This window comes from Streptomyces sp. PsTaAH-124, from assembly GCF_000373685.1.
Lineage (GTDB): Bacteria > Actinomycetota > Actinomycetes > Streptomycetales > Streptomycetaceae > Streptomyces > Streptomyces andamanensis.
Map to the genome: position 1 here is coordinate 148,727 of NZ_KB892170.1, position 15,802 is coordinate 164,528.

A 15,802-nucleotide genomic window follows, 5' to 3' on the forward strand; every position below is an offset into this window, starting at 1 on the left:
TCGGCGGTTCTCGCACCCGCGACGGCGTCCTGGCCCGACTCGCCGTACACGGGATCGGCGGGCCACGAACCGGCCGGGGCACCCGCCCNCCGAGACCGGGCCGGCCCGCTCCGTCTCACCCGTCGGTGGCTGCGGGTCACCCGCTGCCGTAAGGTCGTCCAGCACCCGCCCGTTCCGCCTGTCCAGTACCTCAGGAGACCTGTCGTGAGCCTTGACGGCCTGTCCGCCCCCTCCGCTCCGGGCGGAGCCGGCGAGGCGGACGCCCGCAAGCAGCGCCTGCGCCGCCGCCTGGAGCGACTGATCGGCGTGGCAGCCACCGAGGGCAACGCACTGGTGCCGCTGCGCAACGGCGACGAGATCTTCCCGGCCATGCTGGGTGCCATCCGCTCGGCCCGGCACACGATCGACATGATGACCTTCGTGTACTGGCGCGGTCAGATCGCCCGCGACTTCGCCGCCGCCCTGGCCGACCGCTCCCGGGCGGGCGTGCGGGTGCGGCTGCTGCTGGACGGCTTCGGGGCCAAGGAGATCGAACAGCGGCTGCTGGATCTCATGGACGACGCCGGAGTGCAGGTGGCGTGGTTCCGCAAGCCCGCCTGGCTCTCGCCGTTCAAGCAGAACCACCGCTGCCACCGCAAGGCCCTCGTCGTCGACGAGCACACGGCCTTCACCGGTGGTGTCGGCATAGCGGAGGAGTGGTGCGGCGACGCCCGCGGCCCCGGCGAATGGCGCGACACACATGTGCGGGTGCGCGGCCCGGCCGTGGACGGCATAGCCGCCGCGTTCGCGCAGAACTGGGCCGAGTGCCACGACGAACTCTTCGACGACCGCGACCGTTTCACCGAACACGACCAGATCGGAACCTCGGTCGTTCAGGTCGTCCGGGGCTCGGCCAGTATCGGCTGGCAGGACATGCAGACCCTCATCCGGGTCGTGCTGGCCTCGGCCGAAGAACGCTTCCGCCTCGCCACCGCCTACTTCGCGCCCGACGCCTACTTCGTCGATCTGCTGTGCCGGACCGCCCGGCGCGGCGTGTGCGTGGAGATCCTGCTCCCGGGCCCCCACACCGACCAGCGAGCCTGCCAACTCGCCGGCCAGCAGCACTACACGCGGCTGCTCCAGGCGGGCGTGCACATCCGCCAGTATCAGCCGACCATGATGCACGCCAAGATCATCACGGTTGATTCGGTGGCCGCCCTGATCGGCTCGACCAACTTCAACCGCCGTTCCATGGACCACGACGAGGAAGTCATGCTCGCCGTGCTGGACGAGGAGTTCACCGCCGAGCTGGACCGCGACTACGAGAGGGACCTGCTCCGCAGTGTGGCCATCGACCTCGACCGGTGGAAGCGACGCGCGGTGCTCCAGCGGCTCAAGGAGACGGCCGTCACGCCGATCCGCCGCTTCCTGTGAGCCCGGCGCCGATGCGGGCGGAGTCTCCCGGCCCGGCGACCGGCCCGGTCGGCGCGCTGCCTCTTCCACTGCCCGACCACCGGAGGAACCGCCGGAGAAGCTGCCCGAGGTATAGCGCTCAGCGCCGATCAGGACCTCACGCGTGTGTGGCGTCCGGGTCGGCGTGCCGGGCGATCCAGCGGTCGACGCGCTCCCACTGGGCCAGCAGCCATTCGCTGCGGGCTTCCTCGCCGCGCGGGACGCGGTCGGCGGGTACGCGCCACCAGTGCGCCCGCACCTCCTCCCGCAGCGGCAGCCGGGCCCAGACGGTGCGCGCCGAGTGCAGGGAGTCGAGGCCGGTGTGCGCGACGAAGACCACGTCGGCGGTGGGCGCGGCGGCGATCGCGGCGAGGGCACCGGCGTCCCGTGGCGGCAGGACGTGGCGCATCCGTTCCGCGTGGGCGGCCCGCCGCCGCAGCCCCCGGCGGCGCAGCGAGGTGATCGCGCGCCGACGGCGGCGCGGGGTGAAGTTGCCGCCCTCCGGGAAGATCACGAGGGCGTCGCCCGCGCCGAGCCCGGCCGCCAGGTCCCCGATCGCGTCCTCGGCCCGGCGCCCGATGGCCGGGAGGAAGCAGTGCGGGACCCGCCCGACGAGGACGTCCAGGGCGGGATCGGCGCGCAAGGTCCGCTTCAGCACGGTGTGGGGGCGCAGTCCCGCCTGGGTGAGCAGCGTCTGCAACAGCAGGAAGGAGTCGCCGACCCCGGCGTGCCGTACGAACACGAGTACCGGCGCCGCCACGTGGGCGCACCCGCCGGGCGGCGCAGGCGTCACCGTCACCCGGAGCCGGAAGATCCGCTCACCCGCCCGCCTCAGTACCCGAAGCAGCCTCTCCAGCAGGGCGAACGCGTCCGCCGCGCGCCGCGCCCGGTCGTCTCGGCCGGGCAGCCGCCGCACCCACAGTCCCGCGGCGGCCACCAGCCCGGCCAGATCCGCCAGCAGGTAGAGAAGGGCGAAACCGGCGATCCGCACCGGCCGCCACGGACCGCGGGTGGCGAGCGAGACGGGCGCGCAGAGCACGCACACGGCGACGAGCAGCGCGGCCGCCACGGGCACGAGGGCGAGCAGCAGCGCGGTGGTCACCGTACGGCGCAGCCCGGTCAGCACGGGCCCGCCCGGCCGCCGCAGCCGCTCGCCCCGAAGGCCCGCGCCGGGTATCTCCGCGTCGGTCACGGGGCGCCGTCGGATGCGCCGAGGACCGTCTCGATGTACCGGGAGGACGCCGCGTAGGCGCGCTCGATGCGCTCGGCGGTCCGGCCGAAGGTGCGGTACCGCAGCTGCCTGAGGGTGGCCGTGCCCTCGTCGGTGCCCGAACCCGATGGCAGCACCCGCACGGTGACGTCTGCGGGCAGGTCCGCCATGTCGCGCGCGAACCGGTGTCTGCGGGCGATCTCGAACGCCACCAGCGCCACCTGCCAGGGCGCTCGCGGCGGCGAGAGCGCCCGTTCGACGCGGCCGACCTGAAGGACGTAGATCTCGGTCGCGCCGAGGGCCACCGCGCGGCCCACGGGGATGCTGTTGACCAGGCCGCCGTCCACGAAGTGCGTGCCGTCGAGCCGGACGGGCGGCAGCAGTCCGGGCACCGCGCACGAGGCGAGCACGGCGTCCACGAGCGGCCCGTCGGTGAACCAGTGCTCGGCCGCCCGTTCGATGTTCGCGGCGACACACTGGAACGGCAGGGACAGCGCCTCGATCCGGGTCACCGGCAGGTGGGCGCAGAGCAGTTCGCGCAGCGGCGCGGGGTGGTAGAGGTGGGTGCCGCTGCGTACGGCCGTGGCCAGCCGCCCGAGCAGCGAACCGGAGAACACACCGGCGCGTCCGAGGCCGGTCCAGAGGTCGGCGAGCCGGGTCACCGACGCCTGTGAGGGGTCGGCCGCGACCGCGGCCCCGTTGATCGCGCCGACGGATGTGCCGACGACGAGGTCCGGGTGCACTCCGGCGGCGAAGAGCGCCTTGAGCATCCCCACTTCGTAGGCGCCGAGGGCGCCCCCGCCGCCCAGCACGAAGGCACGGGTCGGTGCACGGTCGGGCCTGCTGTCCTCCATGGCCCACAAGTGCCCCGTCCCGGCGCCGCCAACCACCGGGGCGGCGGTCCGCCGGGCACGGAAGCGACCCGCCGCGCCGCACCCGCAGCACACGGCCGGGGGAACAGCCGGGGGAGGGGACCCGTCACCCGAGCCGGTCGTGGCGGGCGCCGCGCGCGCGGCGCTGCTCCGTGGGACCGGCCAGCAGCAGTGCCGCCCACAGCACGGCCTGGACCGCGAGACCGAGCACGGTACGCACACCGGCGCCGGTGGAGATGGCCGAGGCGAGCAGAGCGGCGGAGAGCACCAGGAACGCGAGGCAGGCCAACTGGGCCGAGCGGAGGGCCGCGCCGGCCCAGGCGGAGGATCGAGGCGGCCGTCGTTTCGGACGCGGTGTCATGTGATGGGTCGGCCGGGCAGTCGGCATCTGTTTCCCCTCCCGTGCTTCCTCCGTGTCGGTTCCGCGCCGGGCGGCGGGACCGCGACAGGGAACGGGTGCCCCGAGAGGGGAGCAGGACACGCGCTACGGGCGGATCAGCCGTCCCCGGGAGGCCGGTCCAGTGCGATATACGCGGTGATGCGCTTGCCGTCCGGTTCACGCTGGATCTCGACCTCCCGGCTCAGCGCGGCGACGATCTCCAGACCGTGCTGGCCCACGCGCGCCGGGTCGGCGAGTCTCGGCGTCGGCAAGGTGGTGTCGCCGTCCCGGACGGTGACGGACAGTGTCCCGCCGGTGGAGCCCAGCGTCAGCTCGATCGGGCCGGAGCCGTATTTGACGGTGTTGGTGATGAGTTCGCTCACCACCAACTGGACGGCCGCCGCGACACCCTCCGGCAACGGGCGGCCGTCGTCCGTCACCGAAGCGGCCAGGTAGTCGGCCGCGAAGGCGCGTGCGTCAGCGATCCGCACAGTGGCACGGTCCAATGTGACCGAGACGTGCCCCAACCCCGTTTCGCCCCGCACTCCTTCGCCCGACGGACTGTTCAGCCCCGTCTCATCCATTCCAACTGCCACGTTACCCCCGTGTGCCGCACGCTGTGCCGACGATTGCCCACCATGGGAACATCTGTCACTCCCACAGTAGTTCCGCATGTCGACGGCTTGTAGCCTCGCGGTACGTGACCATGACCGGCTCGGGCGGGTCCGGGACGGTGACGTGGCCGCTCGGCCGCGTCGCGCGCTGCACTGTCGCCGGGACCGGCACGGACGTGCCCCGGGTCAGCTCTCGGCCAGCATGCCTTCGCGCAGCCGGGACAGGCAGCGGGAGAGCAGCCGGGAGACGTGCATCTGGGAGACGCCGAGGCGTTCGCCGATCTGGGCCTGGGTGAGCTCCTCGACGAACCGCATGTGGATGATCCGCCGGTCGCGTTCGTCGAGGGCGGCGATCACCGGCGCCAGGGCGTGGAAGTCCTCCACCAGGGCGAGGGCCGCGTCGTCGAAGCCGATGAAGTCGGCCAGAGGGGTCTCGCTGTCGTCGCTCGTGCTCAGCGCGGCGTCCAGGGACGCGGCCCGGTAGCCGTTGGAGGCGACACGGGCCTCGACGACCTCGGCCTCGCTCAGGCTCATCAGCTCGGCGAGCTCCCTGGTGCTGGGGGTGCGGCCCATGCGGCTGCGCAGTTCCTCGGTGGCCTGCGCGAGGTGGACGCGGGCCTCCTGCAACCGGCGGGGCACGTGCACCGCCCAGGAGGTGTCCCGGAAGAAGCGCTTGATCTCGCCCACGATGTAGGGCACGGCGAAGGAGGTGAACTCCACCTCGCGGGAGATCTCGAACCGGTCGATCGCCTTGATCAGGCCGATCATGCCGACCTGGACGATGTCCTCCATCTCCTCCGGGTTGCGGCTGCGGTAGCGGCCGGCCGCGAAACGGACGAGGGACATGTTCATCTCGATCAGCGTGTTGCGCGCGTAGCTGTACTCGGGCGTGCCCTCCTCCAGCGTGGCCAGCCTGCTGAAGAACAGCCGCGACAGCTCGCGTGCGTCCTTGGGAGCGACCTTGGTGGCATCGCCGATCTCCGGCAGCACCTCCTGCGTGCGTCCCCGGACCTCTTCGACGGCGATTGCCATGGGTGCCCCTCCCGACCTGCGTCTGAACTCGTCTTCCGATACCGGCGAGACCGCCGGTACCCCCGATCCCGCCGGGCATGCACGGCCGTTACCCATTCGTTGTCAGCATCGACGACGGTGGTGCTGCGCCGGTCCGGCTGCCACGTGCGGGACCCGCACAGCACGGCCACGCCCCCTGATCCTGCCGCCACGCGCACCCGGAGCGACGCGGCGACAGCGGCGGTCGCGCGGGATCAGGCGGCGCCGTCGTCCCCGTGACTGCGGACGATCTCCTTGACCTTGGCCACCGCGAAACCCCAGCCCTGCTCGACGGTCGGCTTGGCCGGGACCGCGACCTCGTCCGGGTTGGTGAGCACGTCGAGCAGTACCGGACCCGGGGTGCCGAAGGCGCGGCGCACGGACTTCTCCAGGTCGGCCGGGTCGGTGACACGGATGCCGGGGATGCCCATGGCCTCGGCGACCGCGGCGAAGTCCGGATTGTCCAGGACCGTACCGAACTCCGGGAGTCCGGCCTGCTCCTGCTCCAGTTTGACCATGCCCAGCCGGCGGTTGTCGAAGACGACCAGCTTGACCGGGAGCCGGTGGGTCTTCAGCGTCATCAGGTCGCCCAGGAGCATGCTCAGACCGCCGTCCCCGCAGAAGGCCACGACCTGCCGCTCCCGGTCGAGGCACTGGGCACCCAGGGCCTGCGGCATGGCGTTGGCCATCGACCCGAGGTTGTAGGAGCCGATCAGCCGGCGCTCCCCGCGCATCTCCACGAACCGCGAGAGCCACACCGTGGCCATCCCGGTGTCGGAGGTGAAGACGGCGTCGTCCGCGGCGAGCCGGTCCACCACGGACGCCAGCGCCTCGGGGCGGATGTCGTCGGAGCGGTTGTCGAAGGAGGACCGCAGCCGGCCGATGAGTCCCTTGTCGTGCGCCGGGTCGGCCAGCCGCGCCTGGCCCGTACGCCACTGCTCGAAGCGCTTGCGTGCCTTCTCCAGGTGCGAGCGGTCCCGCGGGCCGTCCGCCCCGGCCACGTCGTCGGCGCGGTCGGGGAGGTGCGTCAGGAGGGCGCGGACGGTCGCACCGGTGTCCCCGACGAGACCGGCCTCGACCGGCACGCGCCGTCCGATGTGGGCCGCCTCCGTGTCGACCTGCACGACGGTCTTCCCCTCCGGATACCACTCCCGGTAGGGGAAGTCGGTGCCCAGGAGCAGCAGCGTGTCCGCGTCCTGCAACGCGGACGCGGCGGCCGGGTTGCCGATCAGTCCCGTCTGGCCGACCTGGAAGGGATTGGTGTCGCCTTCGAAGCCCTCCTTGGCCTTCAGGGTGAGGACCATCGGCGCGGCCAGCCGGTCGGCCAGGGCGAGCACCTCCTCGCGGGCCCCGCGGGCGCCCCGCCCCACCAGCAGGGTGACCCGCTCGGCCCGGTCCAGGAGCTCGGCCGCCCGGCTCACGGCCGCGTCCTCGGGCCTGGTCACCGGCGGGTTGAGGGAGAAGCGGGCCGGGCGGTCCGTACCCACCTCGCGTTCGCCGAGATCACCCGGCACGGTCAGGACGGCCACGCCCTTGCGGCCGATCGCGTTGCGCACCGCCGCCTCCAGCAGGTGCGGCAGCTGGTCGGCAGAGGTGAGGGTGGCGCGGAAGACCGCCACGTCGCTGAAGAGGGCGTCGTTGTCGACCTCCTGGAAGTAGTCGCTGCCCAGTTCGCTCAGCGGCACCTGGCCCGCGACGGCCAGGACCGGCGTACGGCTCTTGGCCGCGTCGTAGAGTCCGTTGAGGAGGTGCACGGAGCCCGGTCCGACGGTGCCCATGCAGACCCCCAGGGTGCCGCTGAGCTGCGACTGGGCGCTCGCGGCGAACGCCGCCGCCTCCTCGTGCCGGCAGCCCACCCACTCCAGGTCTTCGGTGGTGCGCAGGGCGTCCGTCAAGGGGTTCAGTGCGTCCCCCACGACGCCGAACACCTGCCGTACGCCGAGTTCGCTCAGCGCGTCCACGATGACACGGGCGACAGTACGGGCCACTTCGATCCTCCAGGTGAGACGAGAGACGGATGGAACAGGCCGGACGACGACCGGCAGGCCGGGCCGGTCGGACGACGACCGGCATGCCGGACGGCCGGACAGGGGGCCGACGGGTCAGACGGTGAAGCGGTCGGGGTCGGCGGCCCTCCAGTCGGCCGCCCAGTCCTCGGGGGGCTCGTCGAGCAACTGCCCCGGCTCCAGCCACGCGTACAGCTCCGCGTAGGAGCGTGCGGTGTGCGGATCGATGCGTCGGCGCAGCATGTGCGGGCGCAGCCCGGCCGGGTCGGTGACCCCCATGGAGGCCATGATCTCCAGGGCGCCGGCCACGGTCGCCTCCTGGAAGCGCCGCACACGCGGGGTCTTGTCCCGGACGTCGAGGGCGCGGGCACGCCGGGCGTCCTGGGTGGCCACACCGCTGGGGCAGGTGTTGGTGTGGCACCGCTGGGCCTGGATGCAGCCGAGCGCGAACATCATCGCGCGTGCGGCGTTGCCGTAGTCGGCGCCCTGGACGAGGCGTTTGACCAGATCGCTACCGGTGGCGATCTTGCCGCTCGCGCCGATGCGGACGTGGTCGCGCAGCCCCGCGCCGACCAGGGCGTTGTGCACGGTGAGCAAGCCCTCGGTCAGGGGCGCGCCCACATGGTCGGCGAACTCCAGCGGGGCGGCCCCGGTGCCGCCCTCACCGCCGTCCACGACGATGAAGTCGGGCGCCGTGCCCTCCTCCAGCATGGCCTTGCACACGGCGAGGAACTGCTGCCGCGAGCCCACGCACAGCTTGAATCCGGTCGGTTTGCCCCCGGACAGCTCCCGGAGCCGGGCGACGGACCGGACCAGTTCCCGCGGGGTGGAGAACAGCCTGTGGTACGGCGGTGAGATCACCGTCCGCCCCCGGGGCACGCCGCGCACCTCCGCTATCTCCGCGTTGACCTTCGATCCCGGCAGGACACCGCCGATGCCCGGTTTGGCGCCCTGCGACAGCTTGAGGGAGACGCACTTGACGTGGTCGTGCGCGGCCTTGTCGGCGAACTCGGCGGGGTCGAAGTCACCGTCCTGGGTGCGGCACCCGAAGTAGCCGGTACCGATCTCCCAGACCAGGTCCCCGCCCGGCCGCAGGTGGTACGCCGAAAGACCCCCTTCGCCCGTGTCGTGGGCGAAGCCACCGGCCGCGGCACCGCCGTTGAGGGCGAGGATCGCGTTGGCGGACAGCGAGCCGAAGCTCATCGCCGACACGTTCAGCAGCGCCATGTCGTAGGGGCGGCGGCAGTCGGGGCCGCCGATCCGGACGCGCGGGGGTGTGCGCGGCGCCCGGCGCGGGGCCATGGACGGCACCAGGTACTCGTAGCCGGGCAGGTGGACGTCGCGCTCGGTGCCGTACGGCTGCTCGGCGTCGGTGCCCTTGGCCCGCTCGTAGACGATGGTGCGGACGTCCCGGTCGAAGGGGCGGCCGTCGAAGTTCCGCTCGATGAAGTACTGCTGGAGCTCGGGACGGATCCGCTCCAGGAGGAAGCGGGCATGGCCCAGTACGGGATAGTTGCGCAGCACCGAGTGCCGGCGCTGGGCGAGGTCCCATGTGCCCAGCAGACCCAGCGCGAGGAGCGGCACGGCGCCGAAGCACCACCACGGCGACGCCGCCACCGCGGCGAGGGCCGCGAGCAGGCCGAGCGTCAGGGTCAGGGCGACGAGTGCGATGCGGGTCACCCCTGGCTCATTGCCCGGCGACGCCCTTCCACTCCCGTGGTCCGCCAGGAAACCGGGCAGGGCGGTCGCACCACCACCGCCCGGAGAAGCCGGCGGCGCCCGGTCCTCCGAGTTCCCCCGGACCGACGACCCTCCGGAGCGTCCCGGTCCTCCCGGTCCTCCCGGTCCGCCCCACTCCCGTCGTACGCTCTGCTCCCGTCGTACGCCCCGCTCCCGCCGGTACGCTCCGCCCCCGCGATACGGACCCGCTCCGACCGGGGCCGGATGACGGCGGCCGATGGTGTGATGAGAACGTGAAGCCGCAGATCCCGTGCTGGACACCGCACGGCCGGACTCCGCCCCGCCGGGCCGCTGCGGTTCACCCGTCTGCCGTACGATCATTGTCTACAGCGAGGAGCGTGGAAGTGACCGACGACCGTGGTTCGCAGCGCCTGGTGGAGCTGCTGACCGGCAACAGCGAGACGTTCGTTGACCAGTGGGTGACGGTGGTGGGCGAGTCGCTCACGGGCCGACTGAGCACCGCCGAGGTGGAGCGGGAACTCCGTGACCTCTACACAGCCATCCGCGCCGGACTCGCCACCGGCGAACTCAGCGTGCACGCCGACGGTTTCGCCGAGGTCCGCAGCCTCCTGGTGGAGCTGTCCCGCAACCGTGCCCGGCAGGGCTTCACCCCGACCGAGACGGCCATCAGCGTCTTCGCCCTCAAGCAGGTCCTGGAGCCGTCGCTCACCGGGAGCGCCGAGGACGTCCGCGCCTACCTCCAGCTCGGCCGCGTCCTGGACGAACTCGGCCTGCTGACCGTGGAGGCGTACGCGCGCACACGCGAGGAGATCATCTCCGCGCAGGCCGACCAGCTGCTGGAACTGTCGACCCCGGTCGTCAAGCTCTGGGACGGCGTGGTGGCGGTGCCCCTCGTCGGCACCCTGGACTCGGCGCGTACCCAGGTCGTCATGGAGCGGCTGCTCCAGGCGCTGATCGACTACAACTCGACGCAGGCGATCATCGACATCACCGGCGTCCCCGCGGTCGACACCCAGGTCGCCCAGCACCTGCTGAAGACCGTGGTCGCCGCGCGGATGATGGGCGCCGACTGCGTCATCTCGGGCATCCGCCCGCAGATCGCGCAGACGATCGTCGCCCTGGGGATCGAGTTCGGCGACATCCCGACGAAGAGCACCCTGGCCGACGCCCTGCGGCACGCGCTGGGCACCATCGAGCGGGACAAGAAGCTGGCGGAGAACCGCGGGAGCCTCCTGTGACCGATCGCGTCCCCATCCTCCAGATCTCGGACGTCCTGCTGGTGTCCATCCAGGTCGATCTGGAGGACCACACCGTCCTGGACCTCCAGGACGACCTCTCCAGACGCATCGTGGACACCGGGGCACGCGGCGTCGTGATCGACATCTCCGCCCTGGAGATCGTCGACTCGTTCGTCGGCCGCATGCTCGCCACGGTCGCCGCCATGTCCCGGGTGCTCGGCGCGGAGACCGTCGTGGTCGGCATGCGTCCGGCGGTCGCCATCACCCTGGTCGAACTGGGGCTGACCCTCGGCGGCGTACGCACCGCCCTGAACCTGGAGGCCGGCCTGGCGGCTCTTCGCCGCGCCGTGCACGCCGAGCAGCCGGGCCGCGCCTGATGCCCGGCGACACCGCGCGGCGGGCCGAGTCGATCGAACTCGACGGGAGCGCCGGTGTGGTCAAGGCGCGCCAACTGGTGCGCGCCCTCGCGCAGGAGGCCGGACTGTCCCTGGTCGACCAGACCAAACTCGTCACCGCCGCCAGTGAACTGGCGCGCAACACCGTCGTCTACGGGGGAGGGGGCCGGATGGACGCCGAGGCGGCCTGGAGCAACGGCCGCTCCGGAGTCCGGCTGCTCTTCGCCGACGAGGGCCCCGGCATCCCCGACGTGGAGCTGGCCCTGACCGACGGCTGGACCACCGGCAGCGGCATGGGACTCGGCCTCAGCGGCGCCAGACGCCTGGCGGACGAGTTCGAGCTGGACACCGGCGTGGGACGCGGGACCCGGGTCACCATCGTGAAGTGGGCCCGGTGACCGCGCCGCTGCTCTCCGAACCCGGCGAGACCGTCTGGCTCCGGGTCGACGTCGGCCTGCCGATGGCGGCCCGCCGGGAGGCCGCGCGGCTGGCCCGCAGGCTCGGCATCGGCGAGGACCGCGTCGCCTCGGCCGAGATCGTGGCGACCGAGGCGGCCACCAACCTCCAGCGGCACGCCGTCGACGGCGCCCTCGTCCTGCGGGTGGCGCTGGACGGGGAACACGCGGCACTGGACATCCTGGCCACGGACACCGGCCCCGGCATCGCCGACCTCCGGGCGGCGCTGCGCGACGGGGCCTCCTCCGCCGGGACCCTCGGGGTGGGCCTCGGCGCCATCGTCCGGCTCGCGGACGCCTTCGACATCCACACCCTGGCCGGTCGCGGCACGGCCCTGCTCGCCCGCTTCCACGCCGACGGCCGAGGCGCCGCCTGCGCCTCCGGGGTGGAGATCGGCGGCCTCACACGCCCCATCGGCGGCGAGGAGATGTGCGGGGACACCTGGGCCGTGCGGTACGCCGACACACCCGCCGAGGGGGCCGAGGCCACCACCCCCCTCCTCGCCATGATGTGCGACGGGCTGGGCCACGGCCCGCAGGCGGCGCGGGCCGGCGAGGTGGCGCGGGAGGCCTTCCGGACGAGCCGCGGCACCCGGCCGCAGGCCGTCCTGGAGGACATGCACCGCGCCCTGCGCGGCACCCGGGGCGCCGCGGTCGCCGTGGTCCGCGTCGACTTCCCCGGCCGTCAGATCGAGTTCGCGGGCGTCGGCAACACCACGACCTGCCTGGTCTCCGACGGCCGCAGGTCCTCCCTGCTCTCCTCGCCCGGCATCGTCGGAGCCCATCTGCCCCGGGCGCGGAGCGTCTTCGCCGACGCCGCTCCCGGCGCGGTCCTCGTCATGCACTCGGACGGCCTCAACGACCGCTGGTCACCCGGCTCCTTCCCCGGCCTCTTCGCCCGCACCCCCACGGTCGTCGCCGCGCAGATCCTGCGGGACGCGGGCGCGCGCCGCGACGACATCGGCGTCCTGGTCCTCAAGGCGGCGACTTCGTGAACCCCGGGCCGGCGAGAGACCCCGCCGACCGTGAACGCATCCTCGCCCGGATGCACTTGACCAGGCAGGACGATCTGTTTCAACTCCGCCGTCACGGGCAAGCGGTGTGTCAGGCCCTGGAGCTCGGCGAAGCGAAGCGCGTCCGCCTCGTGACTCTGGCCAGCGAGGCGGGAGCCGAACTCCTCGGCTCCGCCGGTCTGGTCACCGAGTTCGTCCGCCTGGCCGGGCAGCCCCACCGGGTTGCCGTCCGCTATCTCTGGAAGGGGGACCAAGCGCCGAGTCACGACCTGCTGACCGCTTCGCACAGGCTCCTCGACCTCTGCACCGACGGCCCCGGCCGTCTGCTCATCGGCCAGGACCTGACCGCCCCGTTCACCGCCGAAGAGGCCGCGGAGCGGGTGACGGCGGAACTGGCGGGTCTGCGCGGCCCCGATATGAGCGAGGAGCTCCGCAGGCAGAACAGCCAGCTTCTCCAGGCGCTTCAGGACGAACGCGCCCGCGCCGAGGAACTGGAACGCCTCAACAAGGAACTGGACGAGACCAACGCGGGCGTGATGGCGCTCTACTCCGAGCTGTCCGCCGAGCTGGAGGAGACGAACCGCGGTGTCGTCGCCCTCTACGCCGACCTGGAGGACAAGAGCCGCCGCCTGCGCCAGGCGAGCGCCGCGAAGACACGCTTCTGGGCGAACGTCAGCCACGAGCTGCGGACCCCGGTCAACGCGGTGATCTCCCTCGCCCGGCTGCTGCTGGACGAGAACGCCGATCCGCTGACGGCCGAACAGCACCAGCAGGTGTCGCTCATCGCGGGATCGGGCAGCACCCTGCTCGCCCTGGTCGAAGAGCTGCTCGACACCGCGAAGGCGGAGTCGGGACGGCTGGAGCCGCAGCTGGTCCGCGTCGACCTGCGGACCGTCCTGCACCAGCTGCGGGGCACCCTCGCCTCCTCCGCCGCCGAGGGCGTCACCCTGGACATCGCCGACACGACCTTCCCCGGACCGTTCACCACCGACGAGGTGATGCTCACCCGGGTGCTGCGCAACATCCTCTCCAACAGCCTGAAGTTCACCGCCTCCGGCACGGTCCGGCTCACGGCGCGCGCCGAGGAGCGGCCGGACGGCCCATGGGCGGTCCTCACCGTCACGGACACCGGCGTCGGCATCCCCGAGGACAAGGTGGAGCAGGTCTTCGAGGAGTTCTACCAGGTGCGTGGCGCCCACCAGCGCCACGTCTCCGGAACCGGCCTGGGCCTGCCCTACGCCCGCAAACTCACCGAACTGCTCGGCGGCACACTGACCCTGACCAGCCGCCTCGGCCAGGGCACGGAGGTGACCGTCGAACTGCCCGCGGCCCCGACGCACGCCGGGCCCGTCCCGCTGCCGCAGGAGCCCCTGCTGCGCAGCGTCGTCATCATCGACGACGACCCGGTCTTCCTCAGCACGCTCCGGCCGACGCTGGACCGGCTCGCGGAGACCACCACCGAGGTCACCCGCAGCGTCGAGGCGCTGCGCACCATCCGCACCACGCTGCCCGACGCGGTCCTGGTCGACCTCGCCATGCCGCCGCCCGACGGCTACCAGGTGCTCCAGCAGATCGCGGCGGTCCCCTCGCTCGCGCAGGTACCCGTCGTCGTCCTCACCAGCATGGGCGTCTCCGACATCGACCGGGGCCGGGTCGGCCGGGCACGGGCGGTGCTCAGCAAGACCCACCTGACCGCCGAGCGGCTGGCCGAGGCACTCGGCCTGCGCCCCGCCGCCGAGGGCCGCACCACGGCCGCCGAACCGGCGGACACGAAGGACTCGAAGGACACGAAGGACACGCCGTCACCATGACGATCCCCCGGCAGCCCGACGAGAAGCCCGCACTGATCCTCCTCGTCGACGACAACCCGACCAACCGCTACGTGCTCGGCACCACCCTGCGCCGCGCGGGCCACCAGGTGGTGGAGGCCGCCGACGGCCAGGAGGGACTGGCCCGCGCCGCCGACCCGGAAGCGCCGCCCGAGGTCGTCCTGGTCGACGTACGGCTGCCCGACATGACCGGTTTCGAGGTCTGCGAGCAGATCAAAGTGGACCCGCGCACGGCATCGCTGCCGGTCATCCACGTCTCCGCGTCGGCGATCAGCGCATCCGACCGGACACAGGGGCTCAACCGGGGCGCCGACGCCTACCTCACCGAACCGATAGCCCCCGGCGAACTCCTCGCCACCGTCACGGCGACACTGCGCTACACCCGCGCCAGGCGCCGCGCCGAGACCCTGGCGCAACGACTCGGCCTGCTCAACCGCACCACGCTCGGACTGTACTCGGCGATGTCGGCCACCGCCCTGGCCCGCACGGCGGCCGAGGGCACCGCCGCCGTGCTCGGCTGCGCCGCCGCAGTCGTCCTCAGCGACCCGGAGGGCCGTACGATCCAGCACGCGGCCCCCGCACCCGGGCAGCCCACCGACAGGGGCCCGGCGCCCGCGGTACCCGCGGAGATCTTCGAACGGCACGTGCTCGGAGCCGCCGTGGGAGCGGCCGTGGAGACGGTGGCGGACTCCTGGACCGCCCCGCACACCGGCGGACAGCCGCACAGCACCCGCGCGATCGCCCTGGCACGCACCAAGCCCGGCCGACCCCCGGCCGCGGTCGTCGTCCCCGCCGACGCGGTGCCCACCCCCGCCGACACCGACCTGCTGACCCAGCTCGCCCACGCCACCGCGCTGGCCCTGGAGGCGCTGCGCTCCTACGACGAGGAGCACGCGCTCGCCCTTAAACTCCAGCGCAGCTTCCTGCCCGAGGCCCTGCCCTCTCCCGAGGGCATCGACCTGGCCGTGCGCTACGACCCGGCGAGCAGGCACGCCGAGATCGGCGGCGACTTCTACGAAGCGGTCCGGACGCCCGACGGGCTGGTGCTGGCCGTCGGGGACGTGGCCGGGCACTCCCTGGAGGCCGCCATGGTGATGGGCCAGGTACGGCACGCACTGCGCGCCTACGCCCTGGACGGGCACGCACCCGACCAGATCCAGGTACGGCTGGAGAAGGTGCTCGCCATCAACGAGCCCGTCCGCGCCGCGACCCTGTGCATCATCCAGGTCGACCGGACGGCGGGTGTGCTCCGCGTCTCCAACGCCGGCCACATCCCGCCCGTCTTTCGCGACAGCGACGGCCGCACCTGGCTCCACCACGAACACGGCCCGCTCCTGGGCATGGACCTGCCCCACCCCCCGCCGGCCGAGGTGCCGCTCACCCCCGGCACCGAGTTCGTCCTCGTGACCGACGGCCTGATCGAGCGCCGGGGCGTCGACCTGGACAAGGCGCTGGTGTCGCTGCGCGAGGCGGTGGCCTGCGGCCCCGCGAGCCCGGAAGCGATGTGCGAGGCGCTGATGACGGCCTTCCCGCCGGACGGCAAGGACGACGTGGCCATCCTGGCGGCCCGGCTGCGGTAGGCGACGGCCGTACGAGGCTCTCGGGGGCC

14 protein-coding genes are annotated in these 15,802 nt (G+C 72.8%); 7 read left to right on the forward strand and 7 right to left on the reverse strand.

Annotation, left to right across the window (positions count from 1 at the left end; genetic code table 11):
* The first annotated feature begins 204 nt into the window (after nt 1-204).
* Entirely contained in the window at nt 205-1,413 is a 1,209-nt protein-coding gene (locus B086_RS0118180; protein ID WP_018567862.1) for a phospholipase D-like domain-containing protein, read from the forward strand.
* Nucleotides 1,414-1,549: 136 nt separating this feature from the next.
* On the opposite strand, the gene B086_RS0118185 is transcribed toward B086_RS0118180, so the two are convergent.
* The 7 genes from B086_RS0118185 to B086_RS0118215 all read right to left on the reverse strand — a co-directional run bounded on the left by B086_RS0118185 (nt 1,550) and on the right by B086_RS0118215 (nt 9,242).
* Nucleotides 1,550-2,623 (reverse strand): 1-acyl-sn-glycerol-3-phosphate acyltransferase, encoded by a 1,074-nt coding sequence (locus B086_RS0118185; RefSeq protein WP_018567863.1) that lies wholly within the window; start codon nt 2,621-2,623, stop codon nt 1,550-1,552.
* A complete protein-coding gene (locus B086_RS0118190; RefSeq protein WP_018567864.1) occupies nt 2,620-3,495 on the reverse strand; it encodes a patatin-like phospholipase family protein in 876 nt (291 codons plus the stop codon). Before B086_RS0118190 ends, B086_RS0118185 begins: the two co-directional genes overlap by 4 nt.
* 124 nt (nt 3,496-3,619) lie before the next feature.
* Nucleotides 3,620-3,802: a hypothetical protein gene (locus B086_RS0118195; protein WP_018567865.1), complete on the reverse strand. Its 183-nt coding sequence runs from the start codon at nt 3,800-3,802 to the stop codon at nt 3,620-3,622.
* A gap of 206 nt (nt 3,803-4,008) precedes the next feature.
* Nucleotides 4,009-4,383 carry an ATP-binding protein gene (locus tag B086_RS0118200; RefSeq protein ID WP_018567866.1) on the reverse strand — a complete coding sequence of 125 codons (375 nt, stop codon included), beginning with the start codon at nt 4,381-4,383 and terminating at the stop codon, nt 4,009-4,011.
* Nucleotides 4,384-4,692: 309 nt separating this feature from the next.
* Nucleotides 4,693-5,538: an RNA polymerase sigma factor SigF gene (locus B086_RS0118205; protein WP_018567867.1), complete on the reverse strand. Its 846-nt coding sequence runs from the start codon at nt 5,536-5,538 to the stop codon at nt 4,693-4,695.
* A 233-nt stretch (nt 5,539-5,771) separates the two neighbouring features.
* Nucleotides 5,772-7,544 carry a thiamine pyrophosphate-dependent enzyme gene (locus tag B086_RS0118210; RefSeq protein WP_018567868.1) on the reverse strand — a complete coding sequence of 591 codons (1,773 nt, stop codon included), beginning with the start codon at nt 7,542-7,544 and terminating at the stop codon, nt 5,772-5,774.
* Between the two features lie 114 nt (nt 7,545-7,658).
* On the reverse strand, nt 7,659-9,242 hold the full coding sequence (locus B086_RS0118215; protein WP_018567869.1) for an FMN-binding glutamate synthase family protein: 1,584 nt from the start codon (nt 9,240-9,242) through the stop codon (nt 7,659-7,661).
* Between the two features lie 404 nt (nt 9,243-9,646).
* Between B086_RS0118215 and B086_RS0118220 the strand changes: the two genes are divergently transcribed.
* Genes B086_RS0118220 through B086_RS0118245 form a run of 6 tightly spaced genes read left to right on the forward strand, consistent with a single transcriptional unit; the run spans nt 9,647 to nt 15,773 of the window.
* On the forward strand, nt 9,647-10,501 hold the full coding sequence (locus B086_RS0118220; RefSeq protein WP_018567870.1) for an STAS domain-containing protein: 855 nt from the start codon (nt 9,647-9,649) through the stop codon (nt 10,499-10,501).
* Nucleotides 10,498-10,878, forward strand: coding sequence for an STAS domain-containing protein (locus tag B086_RS0118225; RefSeq protein ID WP_018567871.1), 381 nt, complete (start codon nt 10,498-10,500; stop codon nt 10,876-10,878). The genes B086_RS0118220 and B086_RS0118225 overlap by 4 nt, the downstream gene beginning before the upstream one ends.
* Nucleotides 10,878-11,294, forward strand: a complete 417-nt coding sequence (locus B086_RS0118230; protein ID WP_018567872.1) for an anti-sigma regulatory factor — start codon at nt 10,878-10,880, stop codon at nt 11,292-11,294. Before B086_RS0118225 ends, B086_RS0118230 begins: the two co-directional genes overlap by 1 nt.
* The gene (locus B086_RS0118235) at nt 11,282-12,346 is read left to right on the forward strand and encodes a SpoIIE family protein phosphatase (RefSeq protein WP_018567873.1); all 1,065 of its coding nucleotides are present in this window, start codon (nt 11,282-11,284) and stop codon (nt 12,344-12,346) included. The genes B086_RS0118230 and B086_RS0118235 overlap by 13 nt, the downstream gene beginning before the upstream one ends.
* Before the next feature lie 50 nt (nt 12,347-12,396).
* Nucleotides 12,397-14,175, forward strand: a complete 1,779-nt coding sequence (locus tag B086_RS0118240) for an ATP-binding protein (protein ID WP_051115862.1) — start codon at nt 12,397-12,399, stop codon at nt 14,173-14,175.
* Nucleotides 14,172-15,773, forward strand: a complete 1,602-nt coding sequence (locus tag B086_RS0118245) for a SpoIIE family protein phosphatase (protein WP_018567875.1) — start codon at nt 14,172-14,174, stop codon at nt 15,771-15,773. Before B086_RS0118240 ends, B086_RS0118245 begins: the two co-directional genes overlap by 4 nt.
* Nucleotides 15,774-15,802 lie beyond the last annotated feature (29 nt).